The organism is Serratia sp. D1N4 (assembly GCF_054552755.1).
In genome coordinates this window covers 4480681-4497118 of record NZ_CM137274.1, presented here as the reverse complement: position 1 = coordinate 4497118, position 16438 = coordinate 4480681, and the positions used below count along the sequence as shown (strand labels likewise).

Annotated in this window: 12 protein-coding genes and 1 pseudogene; 8 read left to right on the top strand and 5 right to left on the bottom strand. The window is 53.0% G+C overall.

Annotated elements, in window-relative coordinates; all coding sequences use genetic code 11:
* Positions 1-5: 5 nt before the first annotated feature.
* A complete protein-coding gene (locus ACX1CU_RS20165; RefSeq protein WP_459399997.1) occupies positions 6-941 on the bottom strand; it encodes an aminoimidazole riboside kinase in 936 nt (311 codons plus the stop codon).
* 223 nt (positions 942-1164) lie between these two features.
* Here ACX1CU_RS20165 and ACX1CU_RS20160 point away from each other — a divergent pair, with 223 nt between their 5' ends.
* Genes ACX1CU_RS20160 through ACX1CU_RS20150 form a run of 3 tightly spaced genes read left to right on the top strand, consistent with a single transcriptional unit; the run spans position 1165 to position 4907 of the window.
* On the top strand, positions 1165-2619 hold the full coding sequence (locus ACX1CU_RS20160) for an alkaline phosphatase (RefSeq protein ID WP_459399996.1): 1455 nt from the start codon (positions 1165-1167) through the stop codon (positions 2617-2619).
* Positions 2620-2667: 48 nt separating this feature from the next.
* Entirely contained in the window at positions 2668-4194 is a 1527-nt protein-coding gene (locus ACX1CU_RS20155; RefSeq protein WP_459399995.1) for an alkaline phosphatase, read from the top strand.
* On the top strand, positions 4191-4907 hold the full coding sequence (locus tag ACX1CU_RS20150; protein WP_459399994.1) for a hypothetical protein: 717 nt from the start codon (positions 4191-4193) through the stop codon (positions 4905-4907). The genes ACX1CU_RS20155 and ACX1CU_RS20150 overlap by 4 nt, the downstream gene beginning before the upstream one ends.
* A gap of 128 nt (positions 4908-5035) precedes the next feature.
* Here ACX1CU_RS20150 and ACX1CU_RS20145 read toward each other — a convergent pair.
* Positions 5036-6091, bottom strand: a pseudogene (locus ACX1CU_RS20145) (sigma-54 interaction domain-containing protein); the annotation flags it as partial.
* Positions 6092-6364: 273 nt separating this feature from the next.
* On the opposite strand from ACX1CU_RS20145, the gene ssuD reads away from it, so the two are divergent.
* The 3 genes from ssuD to ACX1CU_RS20130 are packed head-to-tail and all read left to right on the top strand — an operon-like array spanning position 6365 to position 10013.
* Positions 6365-7537 (top strand): FMNH2-dependent alkanesulfonate monooxygenase, encoded by a 1173-nt coding sequence (gene ssuD, locus ACX1CU_RS20140; protein ID WP_459399993.1) that lies wholly within the window; start codon positions 6365-6367, stop codon positions 7535-7537.
* Between the two features lie 9 nt (positions 7538-7546).
* Positions 7547-8641, top strand: coding sequence for a dimethylsulfone monooxygenase SfnG (gene sfnG, locus ACX1CU_RS20135; protein ID WP_459399992.1), 1095 nt, complete (start codon positions 7547-7549; stop codon positions 8639-8641).
* The gene (locus ACX1CU_RS20130) at positions 8634-10013 is read left to right on the top strand and encodes an FAD/NAD(P)-binding protein (RefSeq protein ID WP_459399991.1); all 1380 of its coding nucleotides are present in this window, start codon (positions 8634-8636) and stop codon (positions 10011-10013) included. The genes sfnG and ACX1CU_RS20130 overlap by 8 nt, the downstream gene beginning before the upstream one ends.
* A gap of 179 nt (positions 10014-10192) precedes the next feature.
* Here the strand turns inward: ACX1CU_RS20130 and ACX1CU_RS20125 are convergent, their stop codons facing one another.
* The 3 genes from ACX1CU_RS20125 to ACX1CU_RS20115 form a co-directional block, all read right to left on the bottom strand.
* Positions 10193-11485, bottom strand: coding sequence for a TRAP transporter large permease (locus tag ACX1CU_RS20125; RefSeq protein ID WP_459399990.1), 1293 nt, complete (start codon positions 11483-11485; stop codon positions 10193-10195).
* A gap of 24 nt (positions 11486-11509) precedes the next feature.
* The gene (locus ACX1CU_RS20120; protein WP_459399989.1) at positions 11510-12016 is read right to left on the bottom strand and encodes a TRAP transporter small permease; all 507 of its coding nucleotides are present in this window, start codon (positions 12014-12016) and stop codon (positions 11510-11512) included.
* Positions 12017-12207: 191 nt separating this feature from the next.
* Positions 12208-13188: a TRAP transporter substrate-binding protein gene (locus ACX1CU_RS20115; RefSeq protein ID WP_459399988.1), complete on the bottom strand. Its 981-nt coding sequence runs from the start codon at positions 13186-13188 to the stop codon at positions 12208-12210.
* An 851-nt stretch (positions 13189-14039) separates the two neighbouring features.
* Here ACX1CU_RS20115 and ACX1CU_RS20110 point away from each other — a divergent pair.
* Together ACX1CU_RS20110 and ACX1CU_RS20105 are read left to right on the top strand one after the other, a co-directional pair.
* The gene (locus ACX1CU_RS20110) at positions 14040-14723 is read left to right on the top strand and encodes a FadR/GntR family transcriptional regulator (protein ID WP_459399987.1); all 684 of its coding nucleotides are present in this window, start codon (positions 14040-14042) and stop codon (positions 14721-14723) included.
* Between the two features lie 20 nt (positions 14724-14743).
* Positions 14744-16348: an ABC transporter substrate-binding protein gene (locus ACX1CU_RS20105; protein WP_459399986.1), complete on the top strand. Its 1605-nt coding sequence runs from the start codon at positions 14744-14746 to the stop codon at positions 16346-16348.
* Positions 16349-16438 lie beyond the last annotated feature (90 nt).

Genomic DNA, 16438 nt, shown 5'->3' with positions numbered 1-16438 from the left:
GTAGATCAGGCGTGGCGTTGCAGAAAAGCGTTTAACTCTTTGGCGTGGGGTAACGCGGTCATTGCGCCTTTGGCGGTGGTGGCCAGTGCGCCGCAGGCCTGAGCCTGAGCGATAACGCAGGCCCATTCTGCTGCGCAAGGTAGGCGCCCCAGTTCTGCCAGCGCGGCCAGCAAACCGGCAACGAAGGCGTCTCCGGCACCGGTGGTGTCGATAGGAATAACCGGCATAGCAGAGAAATGGCGGAGCTTTTGGCGATCATGCACATAGACACCGTCGCTGCCCAAGGTTACCAGCAGCAGATGCAGCGGGAATTGATCCATCATCCAGTCAATGGCGTGCTCTGTTTCAGAGATTTCGCTGATGAAATGCAGTTCATCAAGAGAGATTTTCACTACGTCTGCCAGTTGCAGAGCCTGATGCAGGCAAGGGCGTAGCGCCTCTGGTTGCTGCCAGAGATCTTCACGGATATTAGGATCAAAACTGACCCAACCACCGGCTGCCCTGATATTTTCCATTGCGGTAAAGGTGGTGCTGCGGCTCGGCTCCCGTGACAGCGCAATCGAGCAGGTATGGAGCCACTCGTCATGCTGGAATCGAGGTAAATCATCGGGTTGCAGAAAGAGATCGGCGCTGGGGTTGACCATGAAGGTGAACGAACGCTCACCCTGCGGATCCAGATCTACCAGCACGGTAGAGGTGTGGTGATCACTGTCCGGTATCATACAGTGAGTATCTACCCGTTCGTCATCCAACACTTGGCGCAGAAATGTGCCAAAGCTGTCTTGACCTACCCGGCCAATAAAGGCACTGGTCCCCCCGAGACGTGCAATACCCACCGCCACATTGGCCGGTGCTCCTCCTGGGCATTTGAGGTAACGTTCTGAATCTTCTGGGATCAGGTCGACAACGGCGTCACCCAGCACCCATACGCGATTAGCCATATGACTTCCTTTAAAGTTGCGTTATCAAGTGTTAGCTAAATTAAAAGAACCGGTTTAGCAATGCAATGGAATAATCGGCAAACTGCCGTGCGCCAATCTTCTTGTACTCTTTTTTCTGACATCTTTCTGTCACACATCCTCTCTAATTTATATGTCTATACGTTTTCATATGTTGCCAATTAATACAAAAAAGACGTTTACCTGATTTAAATAGGGAGATTGAATGAAACGCAATATGCTCTGCCTGATGATTCTCGGTTTAGTTTTTGCTGCAACAGGCTGTAATGACAGTGATTCTGTTACCAATACCAGCAGCGAAACGCCCACGCCAACGCCATCACCGATGCCAACCCCTACCAAGAACGTGTTGTTCTTTCTGGGGGATGGTATGGGGATTGCCACGTTAACTGCGGCACGTATTTACAGCGTCGGGGAAGACGGTGATTTAACCATCGATACCCTGCCGGAAACCGCGTTTGTCCACACCTATTCGAGTGACGCGCAGGTCACCGACAGTGCGCCTTCCATGTCGGCCTATATGACAGGGATCAAAACCAATAACGAAGTGATCTCAATGTCCCCTGATACTAAAGCCACCAATCCACAGGGCAAGCCTTATCAGGTCAACTTCGACAGCACCTGCCCACCGGACAACGGCCATGCGGTTGAAACGCTGTTGGAACAGATGAAAGCGGCCAACTACGGCACCGGGATAGTGACCACCACCCGGATTACCCATGCGACACCGGCGGCGACCTACGCCCATATCTGCCATCGCGATGCGGAAAACACCATTGCCGCCGCGCTGGTGCCGGGCGGCCAAGGGTTCAACGCCAAGTTGGGGGACGGTATTGACGTGATCCTCGGCGGTGGAACCAGCTATTTCACGCCAGCGACGGCGGGCGGTACCCGTGGCGATCAGCGCAACCTGATTACCGAGTTACAGGCGGCCAATTACCACTATGCGGCGAACAAACAGCAGTTCGATCAACTGCCGATTAATGGCAGCAAGCTGGTTGGGCTGTTCACCCCGAATCATATGTCCTATGACCAGGATCGCGATCCTGCGCAGGAACCGAGTCTGGCAGAAATGACCGAAAAGGCCATTGACGCGCTGGCCGCCAAAGAAAAAGGCTTCTTCCTGATGGTGGAAGGGGGCCGTATCGATCACGCCCTGCATGCCACCAACGCCCGCCGTGCGTTACAGGATACGGTGGCGTTTGATGACGCGATCAAATTGGCCTTAGACAAAATGCAGCAGCTTGATCCCGGCTTGAAAAATACCTTGATTGTGGTGACTGCCGATCACGATCACACGTTGCAGATGAACGGCTATGCGCAGCGTACCGGCAAAACGCAAGAGGGCAACCCCGGCGTGCTGGGGGTGGTGAAGAGTTATGTCAGCGGGGCCAACTCAACGGACGTGGACGGTAATCCTTATACCATCATCGGCTTCGGCAATGGCCCGGCTCATCAGGCGACCCGTGGGCCGATCGACGAAAGTACTCTGGAAAGTGCCGATTTCTTGCAGGAATCCGTTATTCCAATGAAAAGCGAAACGCATGGTGGCGGCGATGTTTTCCTCGCGGCGCAAGGGCTGGGTGCTGAGCAGTTCACCGGAGCGCTAAATAACGATCGGGTATTTAGCCTGATTAAACAAGCGATTGACTTGCAGTGAACATCCGCACGCGAAGCGTAAATCCCTCTTTCCAGAATGAGCAAAATCATGAAAAAAAGACAATTTGTCGGCAAGATCAATAGCTGCACGCTGTTCCTGTTGAGCCTGTTATCGCTGGCGGGTGGCCATGCTCAGGCGGCAAACGAAGCCAAGAACGTGATCTTTTTCCTCGGCGACGGCATGGGGCCGGTAACCGTGACGGCTGCCCGTATCTATAAAGGCGAGAAGCAACTGGCGGCTGAGCCGGGTTCGCTTGGCAGCAGTGAGCGCGCAGAACTGACCATGCAGTCGCTGGGCACTGCGGCACGCGTCAAGACCTTCTCCAATGATGCTCAAACCACCGACAGTGCGCCGTCGATGGCTGCTTATATGACCGGCGTGAAGGCCAACAATGAGGTGATCTCCATGTCTGCGGATACGCAGGCCTACACCGCGACCGGTGAGCAATATATCTCGGGTGAAGACAGCACCTGCCAAGCGGATAATGGCCAGCGGGCCAAAACGTTGCTGGAGCTCTCCAAGGCGGCAGGGCGTTCGGTCGGCGCGGTGTCAACCACACGGGTTGGCCACGCTACGCCTGCGGCAACCTATGCCCATATCTGCAACCGTAATGGCTACAACACCATCGCGGAGCAATCGGTGCCGGGTAACCCTAACTACAACAGTGAGTTAGGTGACGGCGTAGACGTTTTGATGGGCGGCGGGCAACGCAACTATCTGCCGAAATCGCTCAACCCCAGCAGCAAGCGCAGCGACAACCAGAATCTGGTGAGTGCCATGCAGAGCGCGGGTTACACCTATGTCGACAGCGGTTCGCAATTGCGCAGCCTGAATACCGGCTCCGTCAATAAACTGCTTGGGCTGTTCGCCCAAAGTGAAATGGCTTACGAACTGGATCGGGTGAATCAGAATCTGGATCAGCCGAGCCTGGCGGAAATGGCTGAAAAAGCGTTAGAAGTGCTCAGCCGTAATGACAAAGGGTTTTTCCTGATGGTGGAAGGCGGGCGTATCGATCACGCCCTGCACGGCAGCAATGCCAAACGCGCACTAGAAGATACCTTGGCGATGGACGAGGCGATCAAAACCGCGCTAGCGTTTATGGAAGCCAAAGATCCTGGGCTGAAGAACACGTTGATCGTGGTGACGGCTGACCATGACCACTCCATCGCCTTCAACGGTTACGGCAAGATCGGTAACCCGATTTTGGGCAAGGTATACGATTACCAGAACGGTGAACTGGCCAAGGCTGCCGACGGTAAACCCTATACGGCATTGGTGTTTGGTAACGGTGGGCGTCCTAACGCCAGCGGTAGTAGCCAAGTTAACGTGGAAGATGGCAACGCTCCTTGGGTGGCTCCGGCACGCGGCGCAGAGCGCGAAGATCTGACCGATGTTGATACCACGCAGGATAACTTCCTGCAGGAAGTTGGTATTAATTTGGGTACGCCGGGTTCAGAAACCCATGCCGGTGGCGATGTGATGTTGTACGCAGGCGGTGCTGGTTCCCAGATCTTCAAAGGCACCATGGATAACACCAAGGTCTTCTTCAAAGTGAAAGAGGCGGCCGGTTTATGATCCACTGGCGAGGAATATTCAGCCTGGCGTTGCTGATGGCGGTGGCTCTGCCTTTGCAGGCTCAGACCACGGTGCAGCCCGCCGCTGCACCGGCGGTGAATCTGCGCTTGAGCTATGAAAACCGCTCGATAGGGCATGACGGTATCATCCGTGATAGCCGCTATACCGATCTGATGTACCGTCGTGCCGGTCTGGTATGGATCGAGCGTGAGCTGCCGGAAGGAGTGCGCGAAAGTGAAGCGCACGGGCATGACGATCGCGCTTCTCCGCATGCTGGCCATGCGCATAACGAAGCACAGGGCGCACCCTTGTTGATACGCCGCGATGCTGAAACCGGGAAGGTGAGCGTGCAGACGGTATTGCACAATCTGCGCCGGGTGATTGATGTGGAACTGGCCCATTATGGCAACGTGGGCTATGGCGGATCCTGGGCTGCGGCATATTGGCTGATCGAGCCTGCCGCCTTAAGCCGTATGGAAAAACAGGGGCCGGAGCAACAGGGCATCCAGCACTATCTGTTGCAGAAAGGGGAACGCACCACCAAGGTGGCCTGGGACGTTGCCGGTCAGTACGCTCGCAGTATTGAGCAGAGCGACAGCCATGGCACATCAGTCCAACGCATGACGGCGACCCCGTTTGCCGATCCACAGAGTCTGCCCTGGCAACAACTTGCTGATTATCAACGCGGTGATTACTCCGACCTGTTGGATTGACCTGGATAGCGTTTTTCCTAGGCGAATATGAAAATCAACGGAAAGGAGTGACGAGGGGGGCCTGGTTTGGTGATCCACGACAATTGGCCCCAAGGCGTAGAAACGATCCGCTATTCGCCGCTGTTCTCGATCCGTAATTCTCGCTCCTGACGTGGGACGGGAACCACTGCGGTGGCCGGTTTGCGCCGGCCACGGATCGTGCCTAGATTAGCCAGTTGCGTACGCAAAGTATTACGGCTGATGCCTAGCAGGGTAGCAGCCTGAGTTTGGTTCCCTTCACTCAGCGTCAGGGCATTGCTGATCAGCGTCTCGGTCAACCGCTGATAGACTTTGCTCTGGCCTGCTGTCAGTAATCGCAGAATAAACTGCTCAATCTCATCTTCATTCTTCACTATGCCTTGGCGATCCGGGCGCAGATTGAAGCGTAATTGATCCGGCGTAATCAGTTCTTCATTATTGAGGAGCACGGCGTTGTGCAAGGTGTTTTCCAGTTCCCGCACATTTCCTGGCCAACTGTAATTCAGCAGGGTAGCTATTGTTTCTGGCGTCAGTCTCTGGACCGGGCGCCCCAAACGACGCGCGTAAAGAGACAAAAAGTGGTGGGCAAGGACAGGAATATCTTGACGCCGCTGGCGTAGTGGGGGCAGTTCAACGGCAGCAATATTCAGGCGATACCAGAGGTCTTCCCGAAAGCGCCGAGCTTGAATTGCCTGCACCAGATCGACATGGGTGGCGGCAATAACCCGTACATTCACTTTAACCGGTTTACGGGAGCCTACCCGGGTGATTTCTCTTTCCTGAAGCACTCTGAGGAGCTTCACCTGTAATGGAAGGCTCAGTTCACCAATCTCATCCAGTAGTAGCGTTCCGCCCTCCGCAGCTTCAAACCAGCCCGCCTGGGCCTGCGTAGCGCCAGTAAACGATCCTCTTTCATGGCCGAACAGTTCCGCTTCGGCGAGGCTTTCCGTTAAGGCTCCGCAGTTTACCGCCAGAAATGGCCTATGGCGGCGGGAACTGTGGTGGTGCAGGTAACGTGCCACCACCTCTTTACCGGTCCCGGTTTCTCCCACAATCAGCACGGTGGCGTCAGTTGGGGCGAGCTTGTCCAGCAATTTCTGGAAGGCTTTTGACGCCGGATCAATAAGTACCGGAGCGCTGCTGTCTGCTGGCTGTACGTTTTGCATCATATTCTCCTGCCTGGCTGACCGTTTGACGGTATCCCTTGTTCATGCTCATGACTGCGTACAAACCCGTGGGCTATTGCTGCAAATACAACAGCTTCTGTCGACAAACTGCTGCATTTGCAGCAACGGAACTGAATAACGTTTATTTAATATATTGATAAATAACAGTAATTATAAGAATGCAAAGTTGGCACACAATTCGCTAACAATCATATAACCAAAATGGAAATCTAATAATACAAATATTAGATATGGTTATATAAGGGCTGCATAATGACTGAACGCACTGACGATAAAATCAACGTACTCTGGTTTTTGCCCACCCACGGTGATGGACGTTACCTTGGCACTTCCCACGGCGGGCGACCGGTCGATCTCGCCTATCTGCAACAGGTGGCACTGGCCGCAGACCATCTGGGCTATTACGGGGTGTTAATTCCGACCGGGAAAAGTTGTGAAGACTCCTGGCTGGTGGCTTCTGCACTGGCACCTATTACCCGTCGCCTGCGCTACTTGGTGGCTGTTCGCCCTGGATTACAACCCCCCACGCTGGCGGCACGTATGGCCGCTACTCTGGATCGCTTATCAGAGGGACGCTTGCTGATCAACGTGGTCACCGGCGGGGATCCGGTCGAAAACAAAGGAGATGGGATCTTCCTCAGCCACAAAGAACGTTATGAGGTCACCCGAGAATTCCTCGATGTCTACTCCCGTTTATTAAAAGGGGAGAAAGTGGATTACCAGGGAAAACATATTCATGTTGAAGGGGCCGAAGTGCTATTTCCACCGGTGCAGCCAAATGGGCCACCGCTCTGGTTTGGCGGCTCTTCTGAGGACGCCATTGATGTCGCTGCCGATCAGGTGGAAACCTATCTTACCTGGGGAGAGCCGCTGGAACAGGTGGCAGAGAAGCTGGCGGTCATCCGTGAGCGCGCCGCCACCCGTGGCCGAACGCTACAGTTTGGTATTCGTTTGCACGTTATCGTCCGGGAAACCGAAGAGGAGGCATGGGCGGCGGCCGAACGGCTCATTGCCCACCTGGATGATGAAACGATTGCCCAGGCGCAGCAGATCTTTTCCCGTATGGATTCCAGCGGGCAAGCGCGGATGAGTGCATTACACAATGGCTCCCGTGAAAAACTGCGCATCGCACCTAATTTGTGGGCGGGCGTTGGTTTGGTTCGTGGTGGGGCTGGCACTGCCTTGGTCGGGAACCCACAACAGGTGGCGGAACGTATCCGCGAATATCAGGCTCTGGGAATTAGCAGCTTTATTTTTTCTGGCTACCCACATCTGGAAGAAGCCCACCGCTTTGCGGAACTGGTGATGCCGCTTCTGCCGCTTGCCGGGAAGAATCCGCAGCGAGAAAAAACGGTGAATACCGGTCCGTTCGGGGAAACCATCGGCGGCGACCGCCGTCCGTTTAAACAGGTCAGCGCGAGCTGAGGAGGATATATGTCTGAACAACGTCCGTTGCAGTTTGCTTACTGGGTACCCAATGTTTCCGGTGGTCTGGTGGTGAGCAAGATCCCCCAGCGCACCCAGTGGGATGCCCCCTATAACCGGAAGTTGGCACAAATCGCCGAGCAGGTTGGTTTTGACTATGCCCTGACGCAAATTCGCTTCACCGCCGGTTACGGTGCCGATAATCAACATGAATCGGTCAGTTTTTCTCAGGATCTGCTAGCCGCGACCAAACGGTTGAAAGTCATTGCCGCTCTGTTACCGGGGCCGTGGAATCCGGTACTGGCGGCGAAACAAATCGCCACCATCAGCCATCTCTCCGGCGCACGCATTGCGGTAAATATTGTTAGTGGTTGGTTTAGGGGGGAGTTTAAGGCGATAGGCGAACCCTGGCTGGATCATGAAGAAAGGTACCTACGCTCTGCGGAGTTTATCCAGTGTCTTAAAGGGATCTGGCAGGAGCCCTCCTTCAATTTTGCCGGGGATTTTTACCGCTTCCGCGATTACAGCCTGAAGCCAAAGCCGCTCGCTCCGCGTCCGGAAATCTTCCAGGGGGGCAGTTCCAGAGCAGCACGGGATATGGCGGCCCGGTTATCCGACTGGTATTTTACCAATGGCAACAGCGTTGAAGAGATACGCAGGCAGGTGGAAGATATCGCCCAGAAAGCCAGCGCGCATCAGCATCAGGTGAAAATTGGGATGAACGCCTTTGTCATTGCGCGCCCTACGGAGCATGAGGCCCTGGCGGAACTCCAGGCCATTCTCGATCACGCGGATATTGAGGCTGTTAAAGGTTTCCGCCATGAGGTCCAGAATGCCGGAGGCGCTTCGCCAGAAAAAGAAGGTAACTGGGCGAAGTCGACATTTGACGATCTGGTGCAGTATAACGATGGCTTCAAACCGGGCCTGATCGGTACGCCGCTCCAGATTGCCCAGCGCATTATTGAATACAAAAAAGCCGGAGTGGACCTTTTATTACTGGGGTTCCTGCATTTTCAGGAAGAAGTTGAATTCTTTGGCCGTGAAATCATCCCTCTGGTGCGGGAGCTTGAACAACAATTGACGAAGGAATTGACTCATGAGTGATGCGCATGTGGTGGTCATTGGTGGCGGTTTCAGCGGCACAGCACTGGCCATCCATCTGGCGCGTCTGGCTACCGGGCCGTTGAATATCACGCTGGTGGAACCCCGCCCGGTCCCCGGGCAGGGGGTTGCTTACTCTACCACTGAACCCTCCCACCGGATTAATGTTCCCGCCTCCCGTATGCAGTTGAGCGGGGCGGAGCAGGGCGATTTTGAGCGTTGGTACTGTGAGCAGGAGGCGTATTATCAAGATCCGGCCGCCCTCAGTGCGGATGGGGCGCTCTATCCGCGCCGGGAGTTGTTTGGCCGTTATGTGGCTTGGCACTTCTCACAGGCGGCCTTGCAAGACGGCATCACATTACGCCACTTGCAGGATCGGGCTGTGGCGATCGCATCGGGGCAAGTCCTTACCGCAAGTGGAGAACACTTGAAGGCAGACGTTGTGGTGCTGGCGGTGAGCCATCCTCCTCCCGCGTTACCTGGGCTGTTAGGGCCGCTGGCAGATCATCCGGGCATCATCGCTAATCCGTGGCAGGTATCGCGTTTTGATGATATTGCGCCCGACGCCAGTGTGGCGATTATCGGCAGCGGTTTGACGATGGCGGATGTGGTGGCTTCACTCGATGACCGGGGCCATCATGGCCCAATACTGGCTTTTTCCCGACGGGGTTTGTTGCCGCGCCCTAATTTATCTGGGGATTACCCGGACTGGTCAGGGGACTACCAACGCCATGACATTACCCGTATCCGTCAGTGGTTACGCCTTATCCGGCGTGATATTCACCAAGCGACTCTGCAAGGTATCCCTTGGCAGAAAGTCATGGATGAGGTACGCAGTCATGGCCAGAGTATCTGGCAACATTTGCCTTTAGAACAGCAACAGCGTTTTCTGCATCATCTACGCAGTTGGTGGGACGTACATCGTTACCGGATCGCTCCCCAGGTGGCTGATATGCTGGATCGTCGTTGGCAGAAAGGGCAACTGGAAGTCCGTGCCGCCCGTCTGCTGGCTGCGACAGCCGATGGAAACCGCCTCACGCTGACGTTGGGCTTACGGGGAGGGAAACGGTTACAGCGCCAGGTAGAACATCTGATTGTAACCACCGGTCCGGCGCATAGCACTCTGGCTTCCAGCCAGGAGTTATTCCAGAGCCTGACTCAGATCGGGGCTATCCAACCCGATCCTCTGGGGTTGGGCTTACTGGTTAACGAACATTCACAGGCGATCGATCGCGGTGGAAGGGCAAATTCGCGCCTGCTGGTGGTAGGGCCTGCCGCCAGGGGATATTTTGGTGAATTAATGGGCCTCCCTCAGGTTGCCGATCATGCTCTGGCAGTGGCCTTGGAAACGCTGAATACCCTGCGTCATATGTAGCTGTCGTGATGCTGCAAACCTGGCTGTTTCACGTCAGCCAGTGCAAGCGGGAACAACAAGCCGTGGTTTTTGCTGGGGCAGTTCAATTGAAAGAGACAGGGTTAAAAATCTTGCGGGCTAAAAAATAAAAAGCCCGTTCTAGGTAAAACGGGCAAAGTCTAACAGCTTAAAGGAAATCGTTATCCGGTATGGACACCAAACAGCTTAGGCAGGAACAGTGAGATCGCCGGAACATAAGTTACCAGCATCAGCACGCTAAGCAGGGCGATATAGAACGGGATCATGGCTTTTACCACGTGTTCTATCTTCTGCTTACTGACCGCACTGGCGACGAACAGCACTGAACCCACCGGCGGCGTAATCAGGCCGATGCCCAGGTTGACCAGCATGATCATACCGAAGTGCACCGGATCGATGCCCAGATTGATCGCCACCGGCAGCAGCACCGGCGTCAGGATCAGGATCAGCGGCGCCATATCCATCAGGGTGCCGATCAGCAGCAGCATGATGTTGATCCACATCAGGATCACATACTTGTTGTCGGAGATGGAGGTGAAGAACTCGGTGATCCGCGTCGGCAGCTGCATGTAGGTCATGATGGCACCGAAGCTGGCGGCAAAGCCAATCAGGATCATCACGATGGTGACGGTTTTCACCGTGCGGAACATCAGCTTGGGCAGTTCAGACCATTTATAGTCCCGATAAATGAACATGGTGACGAAGAATGACCACAGGCAGGCGATGGCAGCGGACTCGGTAGCGGTAAAGACACCGGAAAGGATCCCGCCCATGATGATGACCACCGTCATTAAGCCCCACAGGGTATCAACGAAGATCTTCAGCGCCTGACGGAACGGCACGCGTTCGCCTTTCGGGTAGCCACGCTTGTGCGCGAAGCAGACGCACATCACCATCAGCGTCAGGCTCAGCAGCAGGCCCGGTAGAATCCCAGCGATAAACAGCGAAGCGATGGAAACGGTGCCGCCGGTCGCCAGCGAGTAGATCACCGAGTTATGGCTTGGCGGTGTCAGAATAGCTTGCACCGATCCGCTGGCGGTGACCGCGGCGGCGAAATCGCGTGGGTACCCTTTTTTGTCCATCTCCGGGATCATCACCGAGCCGATAGAGGCGGTATCCGCCACTGACGAACCGGAAATGGCACCAAAGAAGGTCGAAGCCACGATGTTGACCAATGACAGGCCACCGCGAATAAAACCGACAAAAATATAAGCAAAGTTAACTAATCTACGGGCGATTCCACCTTCTGCCATGATGGCACCGGCCAGAATAAAGAACGGAATGGCCAGCAGCGAAAACTTGTTCACGCCGTTGGTGATCTGAATCATCACGGCTTCGAGCGGTAGATCGATCCAAAACGCCCCAGCGACGGCGCTGATACCGACCGCGTAGGCCACGGGGACACCAATGGCGAGCATCACGCCAAGGGTTAACAACAGAATCAATGCGTCCATAATTTACAGGCTCCTAGTGACCGCTTAGGAATTACCCAGCATCACCACCGGGCGGTGATTCTGCGGGCCAAAAAAGATTCGCTCAATGATGAACAGTAGCGTGATGAATGAACCGATGGGCAGCGGCAGGTAGGTTTGCCCTGCGGTTAACACCGGGAATTCAGCCACGGGTTGTTCCCACAGTTCCAGGCACAGGTTATAGCCGTAATAGAGAATAAACAGGCTGATCGCCAGCATCATCAGATCGGTAAGCACTGAGCAGACCTTTTTCATCGGCTCTGACAGGCGGTCGGTCATCATGCTGACCGCGATATGCGAGCAGGAACGGTAACTGACGGCGGCGCCAATAAAGGTAAAGGTCACCATACAGATAATGGCCACCGGTTCCGGCCACGATAGACCGGCGTTCAATACATAGCGGGCAAAAATACCGACGGGGATCACGGCGGTCATAACGAGCAGGGCAAGGCCAGAAAGCCAGATGGAAAAACGGTAAAGAAAATCCATTAGCGATATATAAGAGTGAGACATGATAATCCCCTACATCCTAGTCAGGAAAAATTGGGGTGGATATACCCGTCGCCCTTCAAGCGGCAGGGGTGTTGGCTGCCATCACTCACCCCAGTCACTTGGTTTACCCAAGCTCCTGGGGCTTCGTTCAGTTGCCGCCTACCTGCAACTTGAAGTCGCTTGGGTATATTTGATATTCCACCCCTAGGCCATTATTTGACGGCTTCGATACGTTGAATCAGCTCTTGGTAATTCTTACCAAACTGGTCACGCACTGGCTGAGTAGCCTTATAGAAATAATCGCGATCGATGGCCTGAATATTCACGCTGCCTGCCTTCATCTTATCCAGGGATTCCTGATTATATTTGGCCCACAGTTCGCGCTGCTCGGCCTGTGCTTCTTTCGCCAGTTTGAGAACCAACTGCTGATCTTCCGCAGACAATTTGTTCCATTTGGTTTTGGAGTACAGGAACACTTCAGGGATGATCATGTGGCCGGTCAGGGTGTAGTTTTTCGCCACCGGCATGTAGTTATGCGCCACATAGGTCGGCGGGTTATTTTCAGCACCGTCGATAACGCCGGTCTGCATGCCGCTGAACACTTCGCTCACGCCCATGCTGACCGCGTTGGCACCCATGGCTTTCAGCGTGGCAAGCGCAACCGGGTTACCCTGAACGCGGATCTTCATGCCTTGCAGATCTTCCGGCTTGTTGATGGGATTTTTGGTGATCATGTTGCGCGTGCCACCGTCCATCCAACCGAGGAAGACCATTTTTGACTTGGTGTTATCGGTAATTTTCTGACCGATTTCCTGGCCGATTTCACCGTCGAGCACTTTGTGCATGTGGTCTTCATCGCGGAAGACATAGGGCAGGGTAAAGACGTCGACCTCTGGCAGAATGGCGGCGACCGGCGACATGGAGACGCGGATGATATCAATCGCACCGATCTGCGCCTGTTCAATTTCCTGCTTTTCATCACCTAACACACCACCGGGGAAGGTTTTGATTTCCAAGCGGCCATCGGTCGCCTGTTTTAACTTCTCACCCATATGTTGAACGGCGACGACGTTAGGGTAACCGGCAGGGTGAACATCTGCGGCTTTGATCTGCTGCGCGGCAATGGAAGAGTGGCTCATAAGCAACGTTGCCGACGTGAGGCAAAGGCTGAGTAGCGTCTTGGACAGTTTCATTGGGTGATCTCCAGAGGTGAGCTAAGGAACCTGGGGGATTCAGTGAATCAAAAGCCTGATGAAATGTGGCCCAGGTATCATTTTTAATCTGATATTGATCCGGCGTTATTTAGCCATGTTCAATAAGCCTGTTTGAGGCGTGAGCTGACCGTCAGACAATTAACGTCCGTACAAATCAGTAGGTTTTTTAATGTGTTGCCAACTATGTCACAAGCTAATCAGATACAACACAAGGTAACTTATTATACAACTTTGTAAATTGCGTGATATCACAAAAGGGGAAAGTGGGTTTAAACGTTCAAGGAATGAATATTTTTTAAAAACAAAACCGTATTTTATTTTTATGTGATTGATAAATATTGGTTATTATTTATTTTTCGGTTTTTTATAGCTTATGAAAAGGTAAATAACTTGGTTAAAATGGTGTGACAACTTTTCATGGCATCATACTTTTCGGTGTATCCGTAACAGCATTAAGCCCTGTTTTATCTACGCTAAAGCGTGCAGCAGAGGTTTGCTGTGGGAAAGCCAGATCCGCGCCGTTGCCTTCCTGCAATTCAGATTATTAAGGGGATGTCGCTCTCATCCTGAAATATTCATTCCCTATGGTTATTAATCATGTTTTATCCTGGTCTAAAAGCATCACTCTCTGTGGTTAACATATTTTTAACCAAGTCAATAAGAATCAATGAGGATTTAATTAATTGAATTTAATACAATAAATTTGGTTTCAATGCGTAAAAAAATCACGCACAGCAATAATTGACAAAAAAAATCCTATCCAGCATTTTCTAGATGCTAACAAGTCGAACCTGTCTGACCTGTTATGCCAAAATACTAAGGATCCTGTAGTGACGACCAAAATGTCTGTAGTGCAACAAGCCATTCAAGAGATTGAAACGCGGATTGGCGTAGGTGAATGGGCGGTGGGGCAGCGTCTGCCTTCACAGCATGAGCTGGCCAAAATGCTGGAGCTCAGCCGCGCTTCACTGCGAGAAACGCTCAGCCATCTTGAGTCGCGAGGGTTGGTCAGTATCAAGCCAGGGAAAGGGGTGTATGTCACTGCGCGCTTACCCACGGAACAGCGGCAATGGGGGTTTGAAAACTACTCGTTTGCTGAGGTGATGGCCATGCGCCAGCAGCTTGAAGGCTTTGCGGCTGCGCATGCTGCCGTAAACGCAGGGGCGGAAGAGATTGCTCTGCTGGAAACTTCGATTGCCGATGCTTATCAGGCGGCAAAACAGGGCGATCTGCTGCTGGTTAAGCTGTGCGATCTGGATTTTCACGCTCAGATCATCCGTATTGCGGGTAATCGCCTGTTGCAAGAGATCATCAAACTGATCCGTCAACCCTATGAGCAGAGTAAAACCCCGCCGCACGGCAGTTTTGAGGATATGGAACCGGCGCTGGCGGAGCATAAGCGGATCTTTCTAGCCATAAAAATGGGTGAGCCTCATTTAGCGCGGACGGCAATGGAGTTGCATCTGCAAAATGCCGCCAGACGCGCCAACGTCCAGCTCAGTAAGCCATTTTAATTAATTCTTCAGGAGCTATCATGATAAAGAAATTCACGTTGAGTGTCGGTGCCAGTGTGTTGCTGATGGCGAGCATGGCGAATGCTGCCGAACCGGTAAAAACCCTGAAAGTCTGTACGGAAGCGAGCCCCGATGGCTTTGACTACTCCTTATATCATGCCAACTCCACGGCAGATGCCTCCTCCGAGGCACTGTATAACCGCCTGATTGATTTTAAACCAGGCGCCACTGAACTCAGGCCTGCGCTGGCAGAAAGCTGGGAGATTAGCTCAGACGGTAAAACCTATACTTTCCATCTGCGCAAAGACGTGCAGTTCCATACCACGCCCTGGTTTACACCCACGCGTAATATGAATGCGGACGATGTGGTTTATAGCCTGCAACGCCAGATTGACCCGAATAATCCTTGGTATAAAACTGCTGTACAAGGCTGGTTTTATGCACAGGCGATGGGATTTAAGGAACTGGTTAAATCCGTTGAGAAGGTGGATGACTCAACCGTACGCATTGAATTAAATCGCCCTGAAGCGCCGTTCTTGGCGGATTTAGCCATGGGCTTTACCTCCATACTTTCGCGTGAATATGCCACCCAGTTAGAAAAAGAAAATAAGCTGCGAGATATGGATGTGAAACCGGTTGGCACCGGGCCATTCGTGTTTAAACGCTATAGCAAAGATCAGATGGTGCGTTATGAGGCCAACCCCACCTATTTCCGCGGCAAGCCGAAAATCGATCAGCTGATTTTCAGTATTGCACCTGATGCCTCCGTGCGTTTGCAGCGCCTGAAAGCGGGTGAATGCGATATTATGCTGTACCCAAGCCCGCAGGATTGGCCAGCGCTTGAGGCAGACAGTAAATTTAATCTGATTAAAGGCCAGGCGCTCACCAGCTCTTATTTACAGGTGAATACTCAGAAGCCGCCGTTGGATAATAAATTGGTACGTCAGGCATTAGCCTTGGCGGTGGATCGTCCTAACCTGATTAAAGTGGTTACTGCCAATGCGGCGTCATCAATGACCAACCCGTATCCCCCGTCGCAGTGGAGTTATAATACCGACATCAAACCGCTGGAACTGAATATTAATAAAGCCAAGCAACTGCTGGCAGAAGCCGGGCACCCTAACGGCTTTGATATGGATATCTGGGTTCGCCCGGGCACCAGCGGTTCTAACCCGAATCCTAAATTAACCGCCGAAATGTTGCAGGCCGACTTCAAGAAAATTGGTGTCAACGTCAATATCAAAACCATCGAGTGGGGCGAGTTGCTGCGCCGCGCACGTGACGGCGAACATACCTCGGTGGTATTGGGTTGGGCATCGGATAACGGCGATCCGGATAACTTCCTGTCAAACAATCTCTCTTGTTCAGGATTGGAAGATGGCAGTAATTTCTCGCGCTGGTGTGATAAACCCTTCGATCAATTGCTGAAAGATGCTCGGGCAGAATCGGATATCGGCAAGCGTACGGAAATGTATAAACACGCACAGGTGATCTTCCAGGATAATTTACCTTGGATCCCCCTCTTCCATCCGCTTAATGCGCTGGCAACCAATAAAAAAGTCACCGGTGTAGTGGCCAGCCCATTAACCTTAAATAATTATGCCGATGCGGATATTGCTAAATAATATTCGAGAGTTGTCGCTGTAATTATTTAACCCTGTTGATAAGTCTCATCATCCTTATTTTATAAGGGTGATGAGGCCGCTATTTTTGAG

Coding starts and splice junctions, on each gene's coding strand:
- ACX1CU_RS20150 (WP_459399994.1), top strand. CDS start 4,191: ATGATCCACTGGCGAGGAATATTCAGCCTGGCGTTGCTGATGGCGGTG.
- ACX1CU_RS20105 (WP_459399986.1), top strand. CDS start 14,744: ATGATAAAGAAATTCACGTTGAGTGTCGGTGCCAGTGTGTTGCTGATG.
- ACX1CU_RS20115 (WP_459399988.1), bottom strand. CDS start 13,188: ATGAAACTGTCCAAGACGCTACTCAGCCTTTGCCTCACGTCGGCAACG.
- ACX1CU_RS20160 (WP_459399996.1), top strand. CDS start 1,165: ATGAAACGCAATATGCTCTGCCTGATGATTCTCGGTTTAGTTTTTGCT.
- ssuD (WP_459399993.1), top strand. CDS start 6,365: ATGACTGAACGCACTGACGATAAAATCAACGTACTCTGGTTTTTGCCC.
- ACX1CU_RS20155 (WP_459399995.1), top strand. CDS start 2,668: ATGAAAAAAAGACAATTTGTCGGCAAGATCAATAGCTGCACGCTGTTC.
- ACX1CU_RS20125 (WP_459399990.1), bottom strand. CDS start 11,485: ATGGACGCATTGATTCTGTTGTTAACCCTTGGCGTGATGCTCGCCATT.
- ACX1CU_RS20130 (WP_459399991.1), top strand. CDS start 8,634: ATGAGTGATGCGCATGTGGTGGTCATTGGTGGCGGTTTCAGCGGCACA.
- ACX1CU_RS20165 (WP_459399997.1), bottom strand. CDS start 941: ATGGCTAATCGCGTATGGGTGCTGGGTGACGCCGTTGTCGACCTGATC.
- sfnG (WP_459399992.1), top strand. CDS start 7,547: ATGTCTGAACAACGTCCGTTGCAGTTTGCTTACTGGGTACCCAATGTT.
- ACX1CU_RS20120 (WP_459399989.1), bottom strand. CDS start 12,016: ATGTCTCACTCTTATATATCGCTAATGGATTTTCTTTACCGTTTTTCC.